Raw genomic sequence first — 19,201 nt, forward strand, 5'->3', positions numbered from 1 at the left:
TCTCCTTATTTGCTTAAATCGAGAACGATTTTGTTGATTTCGAGACGAAGTTGATCAATTTTTAAGACTGTTTCTTTGATTTCATTATTGAGAGCATCAATGTCAATCTTTTCTCTGGTATCTTCTTTTTCCAGATAAGTTGAAACAGATAGATTGTAATCTCCTTCAACAATGGTTTCGTATGGAACGGCTTGAGCAAAATAATCTTTATTTTCCTTATTTTCAATGCTTTCCAAAATTTTATCAATATTTTCTTCTGTTAAAACATTGTTGTTTGTCGCTTTTTTAAACTCAGCACTAGCATCAATAAATAAGGTATCGGTGTTAGTTTTATTTTTGGCTAAGACTAAAATACAGGTTGCGATGGATGTCCCAAAAAATAAATTATTCGGGAGCTGAATAATAGCTTCAACGAAATTATTATCGACAAGATACTTACGAATCTTCTGTTCTGCACCCCCACGGTATAATATCCCTGGAAAAACAACAATGGCTGCTCGGCCTTGTGGTGAAAGGTAAGAAAGAGAATGCATGATAAAGGCAAAGTCAGCTTTAGATTTAGGTGCTAACACTCCAGCAGGGGCAAAGCGGTCGTCGTTAATCAAGGTTGGGTCATCTTTTCCAATCCAGTTGATCGAATAAGGAGGGTTAGAAACAATGGCATCAAAGGGTTTGTCATTTCCGTGCTTTGGATCTGTTAGTGTATCTCCACGCTGAATATTGAATTTGTCGTAGTTGATGTTATGCAAGAACATGTTCATGCGAGCTAAGTTGTAAGTGGTCAAGTTGATTTCCTGACCATAGAAACCATCCTCGATGACATGTTCTGTAAATTGTTTTTGAGCTTGTAATAATAAAGAACCTGATCCACATGCTGGGTCATAAATTTTATTGATTTTGTTGCTTTCACTGCGTCCAAGCATGACAATTTTGGCTAAAAGTTTTGAGACATTTTGTGGGGTGAAAAACTCACCACCTGATTTCCCTGCATTTGACGCATAATTGGAAATGAGATATTCATAGGCATCGCCAAAAAGGTCAATTTTATTGTCTTCAAAATGACCAAAATTTAAGCTAGCAATACCTTCTAAGATATCTGCTAAACGTTTATTTTTTTCAGGAACTGTATTTCCAAGTCGATTACTGGTTGTATCGACATCATCAAAAAGTCCTCTAATATCATTTTCACTTTCATAACCAATTGCACTGGCTTGAATGTCATCAAAAATAGCTTTTAAATCCGTATTTAAATTATCATTAGTCCTTGCACTTTTGACGATATTTGAAAAGAGCTGATTGGGCATAATAAAATACCCTTTTGTTTTAACGGCATCATCTTTTATGTCATCGGTAATGAGAGATTCTGGTACATTTTCATAGTTAATGTCTGGATCGCCAGCTTCCATGTAATTTTTGAAATTTTCGCTGATGAAACGGTAAAATAGGATTCCAAGGATATATTGTTTAAAATCCCATCCATCAACTGCCCCACGGACATCATCAGCAATTTTCCAAATTTTTGAGTGTAATTCTTGTCGTTGTGCTTGTTCTGACATTTTAATACTCCTTTATCCTAATATTCCTATTATAGCATGATTGCCTTATCAAAAGAAGATGGATGAAAGGGAATTCTAGGATTGAGATGAGAAAAACCACTACAATTATCATTGCAGTGGTTTATTTCTAACTAGACAAACTAGTTAGAGGAAATTATTATGATAAGTTAAGTTTATCAATTTTCAATTACATTTGCAAACAGAATACGTCACATTATTTTCTTTATTTTGTCTTTTAGTTATCGTTCCATAAAACTCAAATAGTTTATGATATAATAGTGACATAAAGTTATTTACTTGGTCTGTTCCAAGAGTTAGTGCTAGTCGTCATTTTTTATTAGAAATAATTGAAATGTCTTCCTAGTAGTTCGCTAACGACCAGTCTTTTTTACAACAGTCTCCATGAGAAGTTAAAAAAGAATGCAATAATAGAAGTTGTTTTCATGGTAACAGTGAAACACGATTTGCCACTCGTCCTAGTCTATTATGAAATGACCATTATGTCACGAGCCTTACTATTATGTCCAAGTCTTTTCTGCGGAAAAGCAAACTGCCAATTATGAAACGAGTCTAGAATTGAGCTAGACACCTTGAAAGTAAGTCCTTTATGGACGAGCCTGATACTTGAAAAAATTCGAGTAGAGGGTAGGCTTTTTTGTGGTGTCCTCAATTCTTTTTTGTCTCTTGGTTAGGATCTAGTCGGTAGTTAGACAAGCGCGGTATCGTGCAAAGCTAACCTAACTTAACTACTAAACAAGCGCGGTATCGTGCAAAGCTAACCTAACTTAACTACTAAACAAGTGCGATGTCGTGCAAAGGTAGTAGTCTAAAAATTATGGAAGGCCCTTCATAGAAAAGGAAGGAAAAAAGAGGAAACAATTATGTAAAATAACAGAATATAGTACATAGCCAATATTTTTTTATTATTGGTATATTCTGTAAAATAAGGCAACTATTATGACAATCTAACGGAACGTTGTTCATAGTTTATAAACATCAAAATGGCATTTTTTGATGTAATGATTAAAGAAATTTTTGAGGATAGCAACTAATTTCTTTAGTCATAAAATGTTTTTTTGGTGTGCAATTAAATTATGAATAAGAGAAAGAAGTAACAAGAAATTGTTGCTTTTTTTGTGTCTGAAAAAGAGGAAACTTGTTCTCAACTGATTGTTCTATATTGAGAATGTTATGAATGAACATGATCTATTTAAAAATTGTTGCGTTGAATAGAGTATATTATAAGAGATAATTTTATGATCATCTATGTAAGATCATAAAGCAACAAATTTCAAAAAAGGAATTTGGAACTTTATGAAAAATAGTTTAGATTTTGCTATTTCATATTATCGAAAAAAAATTGGCATGTACATTGAAAGTGAATTTTTAAATTCTTTTAGTGATACCGTAAATTCACTGCTCAGAAATGGAAAAATTCAGGACGGAGGAATTAAATTTCTAACTAAAAATCGCATTAAGCAATTACTTCAATGCAATGAAAATATTGATACTAAAATTATATTTTTTCCCATGGAAAAATTTACAAAAGAATTGCTAAAGCATGTTATTTCTACAATATATTTAGATAATAACTTTATGTCAGATCCAATCAGAAGGAAATTGGAAAATTTAATTGACAATTATATTAATCAAAATTATCCAATTTCCTTATGTCCTGAAGCAAAAGTTTTTCAATATCTTAATGACAATATTGATAAAATGCTGCAAACAATTTATCTTTCAATCAATTGCATTGATGAAACTTATGACTCAAAAAAAGTTGAAGAAAAAGTCATTAAAGAATTTTTTTCATATGATTTATTCTTAATTTAACTATTGTTTACAAGAGTTGCAAGTATTTTGCTACTCTTTTTTTCTTTTTCTATAAAACTTAATATTATATCGAAAACTCTTATAGAATAAGATAGATTATACTAAATACAGTTAAGCGCTTAACAAAAAAAAATTTAGAGGTGCATTTTATGAAAACACACAATCGAAAAGCTGGATATTCTATCAATACTGCAAATGAGTATATTGACTCAAAAAAAGCAATTTTTTGCTTGAGTACAGAACTAATCCCGCAGATCAAATTTGAGGATGGGAAATCTACTGGGGAAATTATCTCTTACAAGGCTTGGTTCTCGCAAGAAGGCTTACCCCCATTTCAGGTGAAATTTAAATCTGTAATCTCACTTCCCCCATTCTTGTCAATGGTAGAACTTGAACACTTAGAAGCATGTGAGGTCAACAATAATGTATACTTCCGCGCTAATAATCTTAAAGTAATTAAATGATGACTGATAAAGATCTAACACAATACCTTTTGCAAAATCTTAACATGGGACTTGGCTCACTTATACAAGGAGAGACTAGTTACACTAACAGCTTTGACATCAAAGTTAAAAGTGATGGTTTCTTATTTATCCCCCGACTACCAGCTGGATATATAATCGACGATAATCTTTATCAGAAGATTTTTCTCATTGCAAACGCGGCTCTTTATCCGCGATACACACTTCTCAAACAAAACTCAGCTTATTTCATACCTTTAGATACGGATGATATTCACGTCCAACGTGCTCTCTTTTTCCCCTGGAAAGAAGGTATTTCTGAAAGACTAATTATTCCCGATTTGGAAATTTTTGCTGCGGCTCAGAAAGAAAATCACATTCCAATCATGAAAAATTTGACACTTGACTATAATAAAGTCACGTCAATTGCAATTGCAGGAAATAGTGGATCTGGAAAATCTTATGTATTAACCTATTTTTTAACTCTATTGCACAATTTTTCAGAGCTAATAATAGTAGATCCTAAATTTGACATACCCTCTCGTTGGGCAAGAGAGAATAATATTCCTGCCATACACCCTCAAAAAAACCGTTCAAAATCAGACTTTGTTTCTGAGATAAATGAAAATCTTAGTTCTTGTCTTAATCTTATACAAGAGCGCCAAGAAATTCTTTATCATAACCCTAATGCTAATTTTAATCATTTAACCATAGTAATTGATGAAATATTAGCTCTTTCTGAAGGTGTAAACAATACTATAAAAGACTCATTCTTTTCTCTGCTTGGGCAACTCAGCCTTCTCGGCCGTTCTTCCAGAGTACACCTGGTCTTAGTTGGACAACGTTTTTCTCATAATTCGATTCCGGTATCAGTGCGTGAACAACTAAATGTGGTTATTCAAATTGGAAATATCAATAAAAAAACTACGCAGTTTTTATTTCCCGACCTAGATCCTGAAGGTATTGTCATTCCGATTGGGAAAGGAACAGGATTGGTTCAAATTATTAACAATGAACATCCCTATCAAGTTCTACCATTATTGTGTCCCACTTACTTTACTAAGAAAGGAATTTTATGACTAGAAGACAAACTTTCTTTCAAATGACTTATTTTATTATTACAAGATTTCTTTACTTAGGTTTTTTCGGGTTTATTTTCAGCCAATTTATTAATCTGATTGAGAGAAAAAATAATAATCACGAATTCCCATTTTTAAAGACTCTTTTGTTAAACCTAAATAGCAAAATTAGTGAATTTGGACATGTTTTGAAATTATTATCTATGACGTTTCTTATAATAGCAACACTCTTAATCGTTTTAGAAATCATCAATCGTTTAATCTCGGATTCAATATGGAATTATTTTAAATCAGTCTATCAAACCATAAGATTACATCAATTCTTGTTACAGGAAGTACAATCAAAATCTATAGCTAGCATTAATTTTCATCAAAAAATTGAAAAATTCAATCCAATTTTGAATACTTTCAATAGTGCAATTTCAAGATGTACTGTTGACGTTCGAAATAATTCAGTAACTGTAATCATCAAGTATCCTCAAAGTCAGCAAGCACAATCTTTATTGAGAAAAATGGAATCCCTCATTAAAGAAGAGATTTCAAATAATAACCCAAATTTCTTCTTCTCTTCAGCTTTTAGGGTTAGAAATAAACTTATATTCAAAGCAACGAGAAGATAACATAAAGGCAGTACATGGCTCACAAAGTGAATGCCATATGTACTGCCTTTTATCTAAACAATTAATTAATGTAATGGGGGTTACTACGACCCCCCATTACATCAATAATCAACAATCAAATTTTTTAACGAGGTGTTACTAATGGTAAAAGATAAACGTTCTAATAAATGGGCTTTCTTGATTTACAAAGAAAGTGTCCCTAGTAATTATTTAGATATTTTAGAATCACTACATATCCCTTTTATTTTAAGTCCTTGGCATGATCAGGATATTAATATAAAAACCGGTGAATTAAAGAAATCTCACAAGCATGGAGCACTATTCTTTGATTCTCTTAAAAGTTACTCTCAGGTATCTGAATTACTAACTGAGAAGTTAAATGCACCAGCTCATGTAGAAGTTGTAATGTCTCCAAAAGGAATGTATGATTACTTTGTTCATGCAGAAAATCCAGAAAAAACACTATATTGTCTCGAGGATATTGAATCGGGTTGCGGCTTTGAACTAGAAAAATTTCTTATCAATAACAACAATGATAAGTTTTTATCAAATGTCATTGACATAATTGAAGAATATAACTTCACAGAATTTAATAAATTAGTTTACTATGCTAGACAAGAAGATTATTTTTTACTGAGTTTCATCATTGATAAGACATACTTCTTTGCAAAATATCTAGACTCAAGACGTCATGATAAAGGGGGAAAATACCATGATTAAATTAGTAAACAAAACCGATATCATGAGATTAACCGGATTATCTGAAAGTCAAACCAAAAAACTTATCCGAGATGCTAAACAAAACCTAATTTCACAGGGATTTGATTGGTACTCTAATAAACGAGTTGGAAAAGTTCCTTTAAAGACCATCGAAGAACTTCTTGGAATTGAGTTATCAAGTGAAAATGATATAATAAATATCGTACAGAAAGATACTGTCTTAAAAAGAGAGGAGTCTCTATGACAGTAACTAGACAAAAAAATAAAAAATGGAAGGTGGATATAAGTGATGGTTATGACCCTGTAACTGGGGAACAGCGACGTCATAGAAAATCTGATTTTAAGTCAAGGCGAGATGCTGAGCAATATGAAGCTGACTATCGTCTAAATAAACTTCATCAAGTATCCTATAAAGATAAAATATCAATTCACTATCTTTATAGTTTAGTAAAATATGAAGATGAAATTCGTGGAAACAAACGAGGAACTATAGACACTCAAGAGTCCTATTTTAGACAATATGTTTCAACTTATTTTGCTAAAGCTGATATGAGTAAAGTTACTATATTTGATATAAAAGATTATAGGGATTGGTTACGTTCCCAACCTAGTTTAAAAGGCGGAACACTTTCAAATAGTCATATCAATCAACAAATGATTTTTATACATAAACTATTTGAAGTCGCTATTAGCAATCAATTAAGGCAAGATAATCCCTGCTCTGGTATACGTCGATTACCTGAAAGACATAAGGAAATGAGCTTTTATACACCTGAACAATTTAAACTATTTGATAGTTTGTTCAATGAGGATGAGTATTCATTTCAATTATTATATAGAGTTCTTATGTATACAGGCATAAGGATGGGGGAAGCTCTTGCATTAACTTGGAATAATGTCAATCTTGTTGAAAAGTATATTGATATTAAATATTCAGCTTACTTTAGAAATAATGAGTTACATATTGGTTCAGTAAAAACTACTCAGTCAAATAGAAGGATTTATATCCATGATTCTTTTGTGACAGAATTAGAAGAGTGGAAAAATGTCCAAGCAAATTTACTTGGGAATTTCACAACAGATTTAGAGAGCTTACAAATTTTTCAAAATACACCTCAAGTGTTAACTACACCAAATGTTTCAAACTTCAGAACGATTTTGAAAAAAAGATTACCTCCAAATTTAAAATTAATTCGTAATCACGATTTTAGACATTCTCACGCAGCATTCTTAGTTTCAGAGGGACTTCGAAATGGTGAGGGAAAGGACTATATCTTCTTTACTTTAATGAAAAGACTGGGACACTCATCAATTAACACAACAATAAATGTATACTCACATTTATTTCCTACACAACAAAAAGAGATTGCATCTGCTTTTGATAATTTTTAACAATAAGGCAGTGTAAGGCAATTATAAATTAACAACAGGGTCTAAACCCTTGATACGAAAGGAATCTTAGAAATCTTATGATGAATATGCAAAACATGATGAAGCAAGCGCAAAAGCTTCAGAAACAGATGGAACAAAAGCAAGCTGATTTGGCAGCAATGGAGTTTGTTGGTAAATCTGCTCAGGATTTGGTGATGGCTACTTTTACTGGTGACAAGAAATTGGTTTCTATTGACTTTAAAGATACTGTTGTAGATCCTGAAGACATTGAAACTTTGTCTGATATGACGACACAAGCCATCAATGATGCCATGACGCAAATTGAAGAAGCAACCAAACAGACACTTGGTGCCTTCGCTGGCAAAATGCCATTCTAAATAGCAAAAGACTCTCAATAAAGAGAGTCTTTTTTAATCAAATAATCCGCCTAAAGCTGCAAAAGGGTTATCCCCCGAACTCATCTTCTCCTCCTCTTGGTGGTCAAGATAAGTCTTATTGTCATCGAATTCCAAGAAAGTTTCATAGACACGAGCCGTCATTCGGGCGTCTTCCAGGCTGTTGTGCCCACGCCCTTTGATGCCTAGGAAGTCCGCCACTGTCGTTAGTTTTAAATTGGCGATGCCGTTTAAGTCGGTGCTACGTCGTTCAAAAGCTTCGTCATAGAGGTCAACTTTGTACTGGCTTGTCAGGTCCAAGCCATTTTCTGCCAAGATAGGCAGATCTGACTTGTGAGAATTATAACCGATGAGGGATAGGTCTCCAACGAAACTTGTAAAGTCCGAGATAACCTGATCAACCTTTGGAGCGCCAGCAATTTTATCCGCTGTAATGCCTGTTAAACCATTGATAAAGCTTTGTAAGGGCACAACGGTGTAAACATAGGTGTCAAAGCTGTCAACTTCTTTGTGATTTTGACACTTGATTGCTGAAAGTTGAATTAGGTGGCTTTTGTCATCGACGGTGTTAAATTCCAAATCAAAGGCAATATAGTTTGCTAGATTTTCCATTTTTTCTCCTTAGAAAAAGGCCCATTTGGGCCTTGCATTACTCATGATTTATTTAGCAAAAAGACGTGCAAAGAAGCCTTTTTTACCAACTGTTTGGTCTTCGACTTGGCTACGCGCTTCGTCAACTTCTGCTTTTGCTTCCTCAAGTTCTAACTTAAGAGTTTCTTTGTCTGCCATTGCTTTAGCAGTTAATTGTTGTTGCTGATCTAATTGTTTATCTTTTTCAGCAATCTGCACGTCTTTTACGTGCATTTGTTCATCTTTAGCAGCTAACTGGTCATCTTTGGCTTTTAATTGGTTATAAAGACGAGTGATCTCAGTGTTTTTTTCGTCAACTAATATTTCTAACAATTCACGTTGTTTAGTTTCTTCACTAATTGGCTCATCATCAAAAATAGTTTTTTTATAAATTTCTTCCAACTTAATAAGGCCACTACGTTTAACCACAGTGACACCCTTGTCATTCTTATCAAGATCCTCATCTGGAAGAGCTTTTACACGATTATTAACGGCCTGACGGCTAACTCCCAAAATTTCAGCTAGCTCACTAACTGTCTTTTCTATTGCCATATTTTCCTCTTTAATATATTCCTGAATATTCTTACAAGAATAGTAACATAATACTAGTATTCTGTCAATTTCACTATATTATTAGAGTATTCTGGATATAAAAATAAAGCCGTTTTACTGTACGGCCAAGACAGAGATAACGGGATCACCTTCCTTTCAGTTTTCAGTCGGTTTCAAGGAAAACACCCTCCAATCTTTGTATTCTATTTTTAGGTAAGAAAAAACCGATGGACTTCTCTTACTACTTCTATTATAACCTTAAAAATTTTATCTGTCTCCTTTTTGCCTATCAAAAATCAGATGTCACTTTAGTAACAATTACAGCCACATTATGATATGATTAAGATATGAATAAGTATGAAACAATTGTAATTGGGGGTGGCCCAGCCGGAATGATGGCAGCCATTTCCAGTAGCTATCACGGCTACAAAACTCTGCTAATTGAAAAGAACAAACGCCTTGGTAAGAAGCTGGCCGGAACTGGTGGCGGACGTTGTAATGTGACTAACAATGGTACACTTGAAGAACTCTTAGCTGGCATTCCAGGCAATGGTCGCTTTCTTTATAGTGTCTTTTCGCAATTTGATAACCATGACATTATTGCTTTTTTCCAGGATAATGGCGTTGCTTTAAAAGAAGAAGACCATGGACGAATGTTCCCGACCACTGATAAATCAAGAACAATCATCGGTGCCTTGGAAGCGAAAATTCAAGCCTTAGGTGGTCACATTTTACCCAATACAGAAGTGATCTCCGTTAAGAAAATTGATGATGTCTTTCACGTCAAATCTGCTAACGAAGAGTTCACCTGTGACAAATTAATTGTAACAACGGGTGGCAAATCTTATCCCTCAACTGGCTCAACCGGCTTTGGCCATGAGATTGCCAGACATTTTAAGCTGAACATCACCGAATTAGAGGCAGCAGAAAGTCCACTCTTGACTGACTTCCCTCACAAGGCGCTCCAAGGCATCGACTTGGACGACGTGACACTATCCTATGACAAACACGTGATCACTCACGATTTGCTCTTCACCCACTTTGGTTTATCAGGACCAGCTGCCCTTCGCCTGTCTTCATTTGTCTCCGGCGGGGAAATTGCTACACTGGACTTTTTGCCCAAAATGACTCAGGATGACTTGGTCCATTACCTAGAGGATAACAGAGATAAGTCTCTAAAGAATGCCCTCAAAGGATTAGTCCCAGAGCGGGTGGCAGAATTTATTGCCACTGGCTACGCGGAGAAGGTCAAACAGTTGTCACCAAACGAATTGGAAGAAGTTATGGATAAACTCAAGAAAATGCCAATTCCCATCACAGGTAAAATGTCACTGGCTAAATCATTCGTGACCAAAGGCGGTGTTGACTTGAAAGAAATCAATCCCAAAACCTTAGAAAGCAAACAAGTCCCAGGACTCCACTTTGCCGGAGAAGTTTTGGATATCAATGCCCACACAGGTGGTTTTAACATCACTTCCGCCCTCTGTTCAGGCTGGGTCGCAGGAAGCCCTCATTATTAATGTAGAAAGTCTTGAAATTCAAGACTTTTTAAAAATGCTTAACTAGTTACATATTTTCTTGATTTTTGAAAATGATGTTGTATAATAGTTATATGTTTCCTTAACTGGTTATGTACCAGTTAAGGAAACAGGGTCTGATAAGCCCAATGATTACAAGAATATAGAAGGAGAAAGCAATGGCAAAGAAATCAAAAATTGCTAAGTACCAGAAGCAGCTCCAACTGATTGATCAGTATGCTGACCTTCGTCGTGAACTTAAGGCTAAAGGCGATTATGAAGCCCTTCGTAAATTGCCACGCGATTCAAACCCAAACCGTTTGAAAAACCGTGATCAAATTGATGGTCGTCCCCATGCTTATATGCGTAAGTTTGGTGTTAGCCGTATTAACTTCCGTAACCTAGCTCACAAAGGTCAACTACCTGGCATCACAAAAGCTAGCTGGTAAGCTTTACCACCTAAGTGATAAGTCATCTTCCCCGATATTTATCATTGTTCGGTAATCATAGAAGCCAATTATTTATCATTTTAAGTCCGGTATGCCAAGATGCCGGGCTTTTTTTACCAAAAGTTGATTATCCTTGGAAAACATTTATTTTCTTAACTATCTTGTTTGTGCATAATATATTACTTTTTTCTCTCTCCTGTCCATGTGAGAAATTATCATTTATGCAGAAATAATAATCAACTAAAAAGACAAAGACTTTAACTTCACCTTTCTTGATATTTTTCCTTATGATTAGTCAGCGCGTTTCTCTCATTTTATTTCACAAGGAGAATTCAGATAATTTATGATATCAAGTTGTCTTTCTATGCCTAAAATATGATTCATTATTTATTATTTGTCTTAATTTATTGCTTGCTTTAAAGACAAGTAAACTAGTATTTTCAGTCCTTAAAGGTAATAATTCTTCAGACTATAACTTGTACAAATAACACTTTTAATATATTCAAATTGAATTTATTTTTACACTTTTCATTTATAATAAAGGATAGTATCTAATCAAGAAAATACCCCCTTAGTTTCTCTAAGGAGGTGTAAATTGTTACTTTAATTCTCTAAATAACTAAAAGCTAAACTTGGTTTGGCGTTGAGATCCATTTGGGCAAAGTGACCTTTGTCGTACTCAACAGCTGCGGCAAGGGCGATCATGCCGGCATTATCTCCACAGAGTCTTAGTGGTGGAATGACCACTTCTGTTTCAGTGATATCTGTGGCTAGGCGTTCACGTAAGCCTTGGTTGGCTGCTACGCCACCTGCTACAACCAACATTTTAGATGGATACTTAGATAAGGCTTTCTTGGTTTTGACAATCAAGATATCAAGGACGGCAGCTTGGAAAGAAGCACAAAGGTCTTCTAAGACCAACTCTTCCCCTTTTTGCTCAGCATTGTGATGCAAATTGATAAAGGCTGATTTTAGTCCTGAGAATGAAAATTCCAAATGGTCTTCTTTAATCATCGCCCTTGGGAAGCTGTAGGTATCTTTACCTTGGTGTGCTAACTGGTCAATTTCTCGCCCGGCTGGGTATGTTAAGCCCATGACACGGCCTACTTTGTCGTATGCTTCGCCGACTGCGTCATCACGAGTTTCCCCGACGATATGGTAAGCACCAGGTTCTGTCACGTAAACTAACTCTGTGTGCCCTCCGGAAACCAGTAATGCCATCAGCGGATAGCTCAGTTCATTCTGCTCACGCGCAGCCATCAGGTGGCCTGCCATGTGGTTGACTGGGATTAATGGGAGTTGGTTAGCCCAAGCAAAGACTTTTGCAGCAGCTATTCCAACCAAAAGCGCCCCAACAAGCCCAGGTCCATAGGTTACAGCAACTGCTGATAGGTCTTTAGCTGTGATGCCAGCTTCCTGCAAAGCGTCTTCAAAGCAGGTCGTTACCACTTCCACATGGTGACGGCTGGCAACTTCTGGCACCACGCCACCAAAGCGTTTATGGCTGTCAACCTGACTGGCAATGATATTACTTAAAAGTTCTCGGTCATTCTTAAGAATTGCGACACTTGTCTCGTCACAAGAACTTTCGACCGCAAGAATGTATCTATCTGTCATTTCTTCCTTCTTTTTTCATTACAACGGCATCTTCCACCGGATTATGATAATAGTTTTTGCGAATGGCTAGTGCAGCAAAGCCACATGACTTATATAGAGCTTGCGCTGCTGAATTAGAAGCACGCACCTCTAGAAAAATTGGCAAGTCATAATCAAAGAGGTGTGTCATTAGCTGTGCTCCGATGCCTTTCCCTTGATATCGACTTTTTACTGCAATATTGGTTAATTCTAACTCACCCACTAATTGCTGGACTGAGAGAAAGCCAATCAATTGCTCTTGGTCGTAAGCAAAGAAGTAGTCGTTATTGGGCGAGCTTAAATCAGCTTCAATTTGCTTGAGATTCCAAGGCGATTGACCCTGGTAGGCATCGTCTAGAATGGCATAAATGCTTTGCGCTTTTTGCATAAGCTTATACCCGTTTTATGTAGTTGTCTTGATTACCTGCTTGATGCGTTTTCAACCAATTTTCTTCAGCTTCAACTTTTTTCAAGTATTCTGGGACAAAGGCATCGACATCTACTGGTACCATCATTTGACCGACTTTACCAATTTGGTAGGCTGATGGTAGTGTCGCTTGAATCTTGGCATCTGGCAATTTTTCTGCTATTTCCTCTGCAAAGGCCTCAACCTCGCCGACAAAACAAATTTTTTGGCTAGGGTCTAAACTTGCTAATAATTCCGAGATAGCAATATGTTGGTCAGGTCTTGCAGATTGGTTATTTTGGTAAAATCCTGCATAAACATTGCGACGTCTTGCATCAATTAAAGGAATAATTAAAGCATCTTTTTGCATAGCTGTTGCAGCTAATGCATAGAGTGAAGATACGCCAACTAGTTCAATTGCTAAACTGTAGGCCAACATTTTTGCTGTGGCTACCGCCACTCGTAATCCTGTATATGAGCCTGGACCTTCTGCCACCACGATACGGTCTAAGTCGCCTGGGGCTATTTCTATAGAATCCATTAAAAACTCGATATGAGGCATAAGGCTGACACTGTGATTTTTCTTTACATTTAAAGTTGATTCTGCCAATAGCTCCTGATCCTCGAGAATAGCCACTGATAGAGCTTTGTTAGACGTGTCAAATGCAAGTATATTCATTTTATCCACTTTCTTCATTGAATTTCTATTCCCAATTATATCATAAAATTGACTGACCAACAAAAAAACTCTATATGATAGGGGTTTCACTCTATAAAATCGTCGGTCAATGCTTTTACTATCGGCTAATATTATGTTATAATTTTAGTAATTGCAAAGAATCAGGTTTAATCTATTACACAAATAATCAATAATACTTAGTTACCATTTTAAGATGGTCTTATTTCTTATTGTTTGGATAATTGATTCATTAGGAAAGGAATTTTTAACACATGATTTTTAAAGTTTTCTATCAAGAAACAAAGAACCGTAACCCACGTCGGGAAAACACTCAAACACTCTACATCGATATTGATGCTGAGACAGAACTAGAAGGTCGCATTAAAACCCGTAAACTTGTTGAAGAAAAAACAAGTTACAACGTTGAATTTATTGAACTTCTTTCAGATAAACACCTAGAATATGAAAAAGAAACTGGTGTTTTCGAATTAACGGAGTTGTAATATGTCAAATATCGATTTAAAACCTAATGAAGTCGGCGTTTTCGCCATTGGTGGTCTAGGGGAAATCGGGAAAAACACATATGGCATTGAGTATCAAGATGAGATTATCATTGTTGATGCTGGTATCAAATTTCCAGAAGAAGATCTTCTCGGGATTGATTATGTAATCCCTGATTATTCTTACATCGTTGACAATCTCGACCGTGTTAAAGCTTTAGTTATTACGCACGGCCATGAGGACCATATTGGTGGGATTCCATTCCTACTTAAACAGGCTAATGTTCCAATTTATGCTGGGCCATTGGCTTTAGCCTTAATTCGTGGAAAATTAGAAGAGCATGGTTTGCTTCGTGATACAACCCTTTACGAAATCAACCACAATACTGAGTTAACCTTTAAAAACTTGAGCGTGACTTTCTTCCGTACAACCCACTCGATTCCAGAACCTTTAGGGATTGTTATTCATACGCCTCAAGGGAAAGTTGTTTGTACTGGTGACTTTAAGTTTGACTTTACGCCTGTTGGTGATCCTGCGGATATCCATCGGATGGCTGCGCTTGGTGAAGATGGCGTGCTTTGTCTCTTGTCAGATTCGACAAATGCGGAAGTTCCTACTTTTACTAACTCAGAAAAAGTCGTTGGTCAATCAATTCTGAAGATTATTGAAGGCATTCATGGAAGAATTATCTTCGCCTCTTTTGCTTCAAATATCTACCGTTTGCAACAAGCTGCTGAAGCTGCTGTTAAAACTGGTCGTAAGATCGCAGTCTTTGGACGTTCAATGGAAAAAGCGATTGTAAACGGGATTGAACTTGGTTATATCAATGTTCCTAAAGGGACAATTATTGAACCAAATGAGTTGAAAAATTACCATGCTAATGAAGTTTTGATTATGTGTACTGGTAGCCAGGGTGAATCAATGGCTGCGTTAGCACGTATTGCTAATGGTACGCACCGTCAGGTTACACTTCAACCAGGTGATACAGTTATCTTCTCATCAAGTCCAATTCCTGGTAACACCACTAGTGTTAATAAATTGATTAACGCTATCCAGGAAGCTGGTGTTGAAGTAATTCATGGTAAAGTAAACAACATCCATACTTCAGGACACGGTGGTCAACAAGAACAAAAATTGATGCTCCGTTTAATGAAACCAAAATTCTTTATGCCTGTTCATGGTGAATACCGGATGCAAAAAGTCCATGCTGGTTTAGCAATGGATACTGGTGTTCCTAAAGAAAATATCTTTATTCTTGAAAATGGTGATGTTCTTGCCTTAACAAGTGATACTGCACGTCGTGCTGGTCATTTCAATGCGCAAGATATCTATGTTGATGGTAATGGTATTGGTGACATTGGCACAGCTGTTCTACGTGACCGTCGTGATTTATCTGAAGACGGTGTCGTTTTAGCAGTTGCGACTGTTGACTTTAAGTCACAAATGATTTTAGCTGGTCCAGACATCCTCAGCCGTGGATTTATCTATATGCGTGAATCAGGCGATCTGATTCGAGAAAGCCAACGTGTCTTATTTAACGCAATTCGAATTGCTTTGAAAAATAAAGAAGCAAGCATCCAATCTGTAAATGGTGCAATTGTTAATGCTTTAAGACCATTCTTATATGAAAAAACAGAACGTGAACCAATTATTATTCCGATGGTATTAATACCAGACGAAGAGTAATTGGAAGCCTGATTGAAATCAGGCTTTTTTTGTTTGAGCAATAAAAAAACAGCCTAAGCTGTTTTTTATTTATTTGAATTTGCTTTGTAAGCTACTGCTTCTTCTTCTGTTGAAAATACGAAGTGACCTGGTGTGATTTCACGCATTTCACGTTCTTTTCCATCCAATTCAATACTTGGATCATAAATTTCCGCAACACGTTGGCGTTCATAATCTGGGTCTGGTTCAGGAATAGCTGATAAGAGACTTCTTGTATATGGGTGAATTGGGTTATTATAAACATCTTCAGATGTCCCAATTTCTAACATTTTACCCCAGTGCATAACACCAATACGATCTGAAATGTATTTAACCATTGATAAATCATGGGCGATAAACAAGTAGGTTAAACCACGTTCAGTTTGTAATTTTTGCATCAAGTTAACAACCTGTGCTTGGATAGATACGTCCAAAGCAGAAATTGGTTCATCAGCAATGATAAATTTGGGTTTTACAGCCAAGGCACGGGCAATACCAATACGTTGACGTTGTCCTCCTGAAAATTCATGTGGATAACGAGTCACATGGTCTTTATTCAAACCAACACGGTCAAGTAGTTCTTGAACACGAGCTTCACGTTCTTCCTTTGTTTTAGTTAAACCATGAATATCTAGTCCTTCAGCAACGATGTCTCTAATTTTCATCCGTCCATTAAGACTTGCTTGTGGATCTTGGAAAATCATTTGTGCATCTTTACGGAAATTATGAAGTTCTTTTCCTTTTAGTTTAGTGATATTTACACCATTGAAAATAATTTCGCCATCGGTAATTTCATAAAGTTTTAAGATAGCACGGCCAACTGTTGTTTTACCAGAACCTGATTCCCCAACTAATCCAAAGACTTCACCTTCATAGATATCAAAACTGACATTATTAATGGCCTTGACTTCGTTGCTTTTCCCTTTATTAAAGGTTAAAGAAACGTTTTTTAGTTCAACTAATTTTTTACGTTCTTCAGTCATTAAATTTGTCCTTTCTTCTTATTCCATTTAGCCCAACGTTTTAAAATTGGTGCAGGTGGTGTTACTTGTGGTGCACGTTCATCTAACAACCATGTTGCAGCGTAATGTGTATCAGAAACTTTAAACATAGGAGGTTCCTCTTCCAAGTCGATATCTAAGGCATACTCATTACGAGCAGCAAAGGCATCTCCTTTTGGAGGATTCAACAGGTCAGGAGGTGTCCCTGGAATAGATTCAAGGCTTCCTTCTTCGGTATCAGTTGTAGGCATAGAGTTCAAAAGGCCCCATGTGTAGGGATGTTGTGGATTATAGAAAACTTCATCTACTGTACCATATTCAACAATTTTACCTGCATACATGACAGCTACACGATCAGCCATACCAGCCACAACCCCAAGGTCATGGGTGATAAAGATAATTGATGAAGAAATTTGTGATTGCAAACCTTTCATCAATTTCAAAATTTGGTTCTGAATTGTTACGTCTAGGGCAGTTGTAGGTTCGTCAGCAATTAAAATTTCTGGATTTGCAGCAAGTGCAATAGCAATGACAGCACGTTGACGCATACCACCAGACCACATATGTGGATAATCATTGATATGTTCTTCCGCATTTGGAATCCCAACTTGATTCATCAATTTCAATGCACGTTCCAAAGCTTCACTTTTAGAAACATTTTCATGGATTAGAATCGCTTCTGCAATCTGCATGCCAATTTTCATTGTAGGGTCAAGACTTGTCATGGGATCTTGGAAAATCATGGCAATTTCTTTACCACGAACTTTAACCCATTCGTCTTCATTAAGCTCAATTAATTTCTTACCTTTGAAATCAATATCTCCAGTGATACTTGCATTCTTAGCGTTTAGCCCCATCAAAGTCCGTGTCGTAACGGATTTACCAGAACCTGATTCACCAACAATGGCTAGTGTCTCACCTTTATATAAATCAAAATTGATATTACGGATTGCCTTAACAGCTCCAGCATATGTTTTAAAATCAACATGGAGGTCTTTGACACTTAATACTTTTTCTTTAGTCATATTAATTTTTCCTCCTAGTCGTTACTTGATTTTGGATCAAATGCGTCGCGCAAGCCATCACCTAAAAGAATGAAAGCAAGTGAGATGAATACCAAAGCCATAGCTGGAAGCATAACTTGGTAAGGGAAGTATTGTAAGTTTTCCTGAGCATCTGTGATCAATGACCCAAGAGAAGCCGTCGGTGGTTTAACACCAAGGTTGATAGCTGACAATACTGATTCATACATGATTGCACTCGGAACAGTCATCATAATTTGAACGATGATAATCCCAGAAATGTTTGGCAAGACATGTTTGAAGGCTATTTTATAATTGCTTTCGCCAAGTGCACGAGAAGCAAGTACGAAATCACGCTCACGGTAAGAGAGAGTTAAGTTCCGAACCTGACGAGCCATTGAGGTCCAGCCAACAATCGCGATCGATATAATAATTGACATAACACCATTACCAAGCAAAAGTCCAAGCATGGTTACAATAACCAAGTTAGGAATTGAAGAAATAATCTCAATAATACGTTGCATAATTGTATCGATTTTCCCACCAGTAAAACCAGATACTAAACCATAGGTTACTCCGATGATTAAGTCAATTATAGTTGCTACAATGGCAATTAATAATGAGATACGTATACCAACTGTAATACGCTTACCAATACTACGACCTAAGCTATCAGTACCCAACAAGAATTTCTGATTCTCAGGAACGCCTTGGTCTGCATAAGCATCATTAGCTTCAGTATTACCAGCATATGTAATGCTACCATTCCAAAATGGCAATGATGAACTAAGTTTAGGTGGTAAGTTACGATAGACACTAACTTGTTTACTATCAAAGCTGTTTGCATCATTTTTAGTAACAATAAAACTAGATCCTATAGCATAAATCAATAAACTTGCTAAAAAGACCATTGCTACTACAGCTAATTTGTTGTGTTTTAATCTGCGCCAAGCATCCTCAAGGAAAGACAATGCCGGCTTTTCAATTTTTTCTTGTGTGTCAGAATTACCTGCACCGACAAGAGTAAAAGTTTTCTTTTCTTCTAGCAT

21 protein-coding genes are annotated in these 19,201 nt (G+C 36.1%); 12 read left to right on the forward strand and 9 right to left on the reverse strand.

The window, feature by feature from the left end; all coding sequences use genetic code 11:
• Positions 1-5: 5 nt before the first annotated feature.
• On the reverse strand, positions 6-1,556 hold the full coding sequence (locus MKY69_RS09075; protein ID WP_340791583.1) for a type I restriction-modification system subunit M: 1,551 nt from the start codon (positions 1,554-1,556) through the stop codon (positions 6-8).
• Between the two features lie 1,314 nt (positions 1,557-2,870).
• On the opposite strand from MKY69_RS09075, the gene MKY69_RS09080 reads away from it, so the two are divergent.
• From MKY69_RS09080 to MKY69_RS09115, 8 genes are all read left to right on the forward strand, one after another.
• Entirely contained in the window at positions 2,871-3,389 is a 519-nt protein-coding gene (locus MKY69_RS09080; RefSeq protein WP_340791585.1) for a hypothetical protein, read from the forward strand.
• Positions 3,390-3,538: 149 nt separating this feature from the next.
• Positions 3,539-3,853, forward strand: coding sequence for a hypothetical protein (locus MKY69_RS09085; protein ID WP_340791587.1), 315 nt, complete (start codon positions 3,539-3,541; stop codon positions 3,851-3,853).
• A complete protein-coding gene (locus MKY69_RS09090) occupies positions 3,853-4,929 on the forward strand; it encodes an AAA family ATPase (protein ID WP_340791909.1) in 1,077 nt (358 codons plus the stop codon). Before MKY69_RS09085 ends, MKY69_RS09090 begins: the two co-directional genes overlap by 1 nt.
• Positions 4,926-5,549 (forward strand): hypothetical protein, encoded by a 624-nt coding sequence (locus tag MKY69_RS09095; RefSeq protein WP_340791588.1) that lies wholly within the window; start codon positions 4,926-4,928, stop codon positions 5,547-5,549. Before MKY69_RS09090 ends, MKY69_RS09095 begins: the two co-directional genes overlap by 4 nt.
• Before the next feature lie 141 nt (positions 5,550-5,690).
• Positions 5,691-6,269, forward strand: coding sequence for a replication protein (locus tag MKY69_RS09100; protein WP_340791590.1), 579 nt, complete (start codon positions 5,691-5,693; stop codon positions 6,267-6,269).
• Positions 6,262-6,513, forward strand: a complete 252-nt coding sequence (locus MKY69_RS09105; protein ID WP_247212094.1) for a DUF3173 family protein — start codon at positions 6,262-6,264, stop codon at positions 6,511-6,513. The genes MKY69_RS09100 and MKY69_RS09105 overlap by 8 nt, the downstream gene beginning before the upstream one ends.
• Positions 6,510-7,661 carry a site-specific integrase gene (locus MKY69_RS09110; protein ID WP_037592648.1) on the forward strand — a complete coding sequence of 384 codons (1,152 nt, stop codon included), beginning with the start codon at positions 6,510-6,512 and terminating at the stop codon, positions 7,659-7,661. The genes MKY69_RS09105 and MKY69_RS09110 overlap by 4 nt, the downstream gene beginning before the upstream one ends.
• A gap of 77 nt (positions 7,662-7,738) precedes the next feature.
• A complete protein-coding gene (locus tag MKY69_RS09115; RefSeq protein WP_037620069.1) occupies positions 7,739-8,038 on the forward strand; it encodes a YbaB/EbfC family nucleoid-associated protein in 300 nt (99 codons plus the stop codon).
• Positions 8,039-8,071: 33 nt separating this feature from the next.
• Here MKY69_RS09115 and MKY69_RS09120 read toward each other — a convergent pair whose 3' ends face one another.
• Entirely contained in the window at positions 8,072-8,668 is a 597-nt protein-coding gene (locus MKY69_RS09120; protein WP_003104702.1) for a 3'-5' exonuclease, read from the reverse strand.
• A 48-nt stretch (positions 8,669-8,716) separates the two neighbouring features.
• Positions 8,717-9,238, reverse strand: a complete 522-nt coding sequence (locus tag MKY69_RS09125; RefSeq protein ID WP_003105729.1) for a DUF536 domain-containing protein — start codon at positions 9,236-9,238, stop codon at positions 8,717-8,719.
• A gap of 347 nt (positions 9,239-9,585) precedes the next feature.
• Between MKY69_RS09125 and MKY69_RS09130 the strand changes: the two genes are divergently transcribed.
• Together MKY69_RS09130 and rpsN are read left to right on the forward strand one after the other, a co-directional pair.
• Complete coding sequence (locus tag MKY69_RS09130) at positions 9,586-10,758, forward strand: BaiN/RdsA family NAD(P)/FAD-dependent oxidoreductase (RefSeq protein WP_003103366.1); 1,173 nt, start codon at positions 9,586-9,588, stop codon at positions 10,756-10,758.
• A 176-nt stretch (positions 10,759-10,934) separates the two neighbouring features.
• Positions 10,935-11,204, forward strand: a complete 270-nt coding sequence (gene rpsN / locus MKY69_RS09135; protein WP_003102422.1) for a 30S ribosomal protein S14 — start codon at positions 10,935-10,937, stop codon at positions 11,202-11,204.
• 603 nt (positions 11,205-11,807) lie between these two features.
• Here rpsN and tsaD read toward each other — a convergent pair.
• From tsaD to tsaB, 3 genes are read right to left on the reverse strand one after another with little or no spacing between them, the layout of a single operon-like run.
• Positions 11,808-12,821 carry a tRNA (adenosine(37)-N6)-threonylcarbamoyltransferase complex transferase subunit TsaD gene (gene tsaD / locus MKY69_RS09140; protein WP_340791603.1) on the reverse strand — a complete coding sequence of 338 codons (1,014 nt, stop codon included), beginning with the start codon at positions 12,819-12,821 and terminating at the stop codon, positions 11,808-11,810.
• On the reverse strand, positions 12,811-13,227 hold the full coding sequence (gene rimI, locus MKY69_RS09145; RefSeq protein ID WP_003105855.1) for a ribosomal protein S18-alanine N-acetyltransferase: 417 nt from the start codon (positions 13,225-13,227) through the stop codon (positions 12,811-12,813). The genes tsaD and rimI overlap by 11 nt, the downstream gene beginning before the upstream one ends.
• Before the next feature lie 4 nt (positions 13,228-13,231).
• Entirely contained in the window at positions 13,232-13,924 is a 693-nt protein-coding gene (tsaB, locus tag MKY69_RS09150; RefSeq protein WP_340791606.1) for a tRNA (adenosine(37)-N6)-threonylcarbamoyltransferase complex dimerization subunit type 1 TsaB, read from the reverse strand.
• A gap of 272 nt (positions 13,925-14,196) precedes the next feature.
• Between tsaB and MKY69_RS09155 the strand changes: the two genes are divergently transcribed.
• Together MKY69_RS09155 and rnjA are read left to right on the forward strand one after the other, a co-directional pair.
• Positions 14,197-14,427 carry a DNA-dependent RNA polymerase subunit epsilon gene (locus MKY69_RS09155; protein WP_003102975.1) on the forward strand — a complete coding sequence of 77 codons (231 nt, stop codon included), beginning with the start codon at positions 14,197-14,199 and terminating at the stop codon, positions 14,425-14,427.
• A 1-nt stretch (position 14,428) separates the two neighbouring features.
• Complete coding sequence (gene rnjA / locus MKY69_RS09160) at positions 14,429-16,111, forward strand: ribonuclease J1 (RefSeq protein ID WP_003107714.1); 1,683 nt, start codon at positions 14,429-14,431, stop codon at positions 16,109-16,111.
• A 65-nt stretch (positions 16,112-16,176) separates the two neighbouring features.
• On the opposite strand, the gene MKY69_RS09165 is transcribed toward rnjA, so the two are convergent.
• From MKY69_RS09165 to MKY69_RS09175, 3 genes are read right to left on the reverse strand one after another with little or no spacing between them, the layout of a single operon-like run.
• On the reverse strand, positions 16,177-17,112 hold the full coding sequence (locus tag MKY69_RS09165; RefSeq protein ID WP_003105521.1) for an ABC transporter ATP-binding protein: 936 nt from the start codon (positions 17,110-17,112) through the stop codon (positions 16,177-16,179).
• On the reverse strand, positions 17,112-18,155 hold the full coding sequence (locus tag MKY69_RS09170) for an ABC transporter ATP-binding protein (protein WP_003103717.1): 1,044 nt from the start codon (positions 18,153-18,155) through the stop codon (positions 17,112-17,114). Before MKY69_RS09170 ends, MKY69_RS09165 begins: the two co-directional genes overlap by 1 nt.
• A 14-nt stretch (positions 18,156-18,169) precedes the next feature.
• On the reverse strand, positions 18,170-19,201 hold the full coding sequence (locus MKY69_RS09175; RefSeq protein WP_004347296.1) for an ABC transporter permease: 1,032 nt from the start codon (positions 19,199-19,201) through the stop codon (positions 18,170-18,172).

The sequence above is a fragment of the Streptococcus sp. FSL R7-0212 genome (assembly GCF_038007985.1).
GTDB classification, from domain to species: domain Bacteria; phylum Bacillota; class Bacilli; order Lactobacillales; family Streptococcaceae; genus Streptococcus; species Streptococcus parauberis.

Coding starts and splice junctions, on each gene's coding strand:
- MKY69_RS09075 (WP_340791583.1), bottom strand. CDS start 1,556: ATGTCAGAACAAGCACAACGACAAGAATTACACTCAAAAATTTGGAAA.
- MKY69_RS09080 (WP_340791585.1), top strand. CDS start 2,871: ATGAAAAATAGTTTAGATTTTGCTATTTCATATTATCGAAAAAAAATT.
- MKY69_RS09085 (WP_340791587.1), top strand. CDS start 3,539: ATGAAAACACACAATCGAAAAGCTGGATATTCTATCAATACTGCAAAT.
- MKY69_RS09090 (WP_340791909.1), top strand. CDS start 3,853: ATGACTGATAAAGATCTAACACAATACCTTTTGCAAAATCTTAACATG.
- MKY69_RS09095 (WP_340791588.1), top strand. CDS start 4,926: ATGACTAGAAGACAAACTTTCTTTCAAATGACTTATTTTATTATTACA.
- MKY69_RS09100 (WP_340791590.1), top strand. CDS start 5,691: ATGGTAAAAGATAAACGTTCTAATAAATGGGCTTTCTTGATTTACAAA.
- MKY69_RS09105 (WP_247212094.1), top strand. CDS start 6,262: ATGATTAAATTAGTAAACAAAACCGATATCATGAGATTAACCGGATTA.
- MKY69_RS09110 (WP_037592648.1), top strand. CDS start 6,510: ATGACAGTAACTAGACAAAAAAATAAAAAATGGAAGGTGGATATAAGT.
- MKY69_RS09115 (WP_037620069.1), top strand. CDS start 7,739: ATGATGAATATGCAAAACATGATGAAGCAAGCGCAAAAGCTTCAGAAA.
- MKY69_RS09120 (WP_003104702.1), bottom strand. CDS start 8,668: ATGGAAAATCTAGCAAACTATATTGCCTTTGATTTGGAATTTAACACC.
- MKY69_RS09125 (WP_003105729.1), bottom strand. CDS start 9,238: ATGGCAATAGAAAAGACAGTTAGTGAGCTAGCTGAAATTTTGGGAGTT.
- MKY69_RS09130 (WP_003103366.1), top strand. CDS start 9,586: ATGAATAAGTATGAAACAATTGTAATTGGGGGTGGCCCAGCCGGAATG.
- rpsN (WP_003102422.1), top strand. CDS start 10,935: ATGGCAAAGAAATCAAAAATTGCTAAGTACCAGAAGCAGCTCCAACTG.
- tsaD (WP_340791603.1), bottom strand. CDS start 12,821: ATGACAGATAGATACATTCTTGCGGTCGAAAGTTCTTGTGACGAGACA.
- rimI (WP_003105855.1), bottom strand. CDS start 13,227: ATGCAAAAAGCGCAAAGCATTTATGCCATTCTAGACGATGCCTACCAG.
- tsaB (WP_340791606.1), bottom strand. CDS start 13,924: ATGAATATACTTGCATTTGACACGTCTAACAAAGCTCTATCAGTGGCT.
- MKY69_RS09155 (WP_003102975.1), top strand. CDS start 14,197: ATGATTTTTAAAGTTTTCTATCAAGAAACAAAGAACCGTAACCCACGT.
- rnjA (WP_003107714.1), top strand. CDS start 14,429: ATGTCAAATATCGATTTAAAACCTAATGAAGTCGGCGTTTTCGCCATT.
- MKY69_RS09165 (WP_003105521.1), bottom strand. CDS start 17,112: ATGACTGAAGAACGTAAAAAATTAGTTGAACTAAAAAACGTTTCTTTA.
- MKY69_RS09170 (WP_003103717.1), bottom strand. CDS start 18,155: ATGACTAAAGAAAAAGTATTAAGTGTCAAAGACCTCCATGTTGATTTT.
- MKY69_RS09175 (WP_004347296.1), bottom strand. CDS start 19,201: ATGCTAGAAGAAAAGAAAACTTTTACTCTTGTCGGTGCAGGTAATTCT.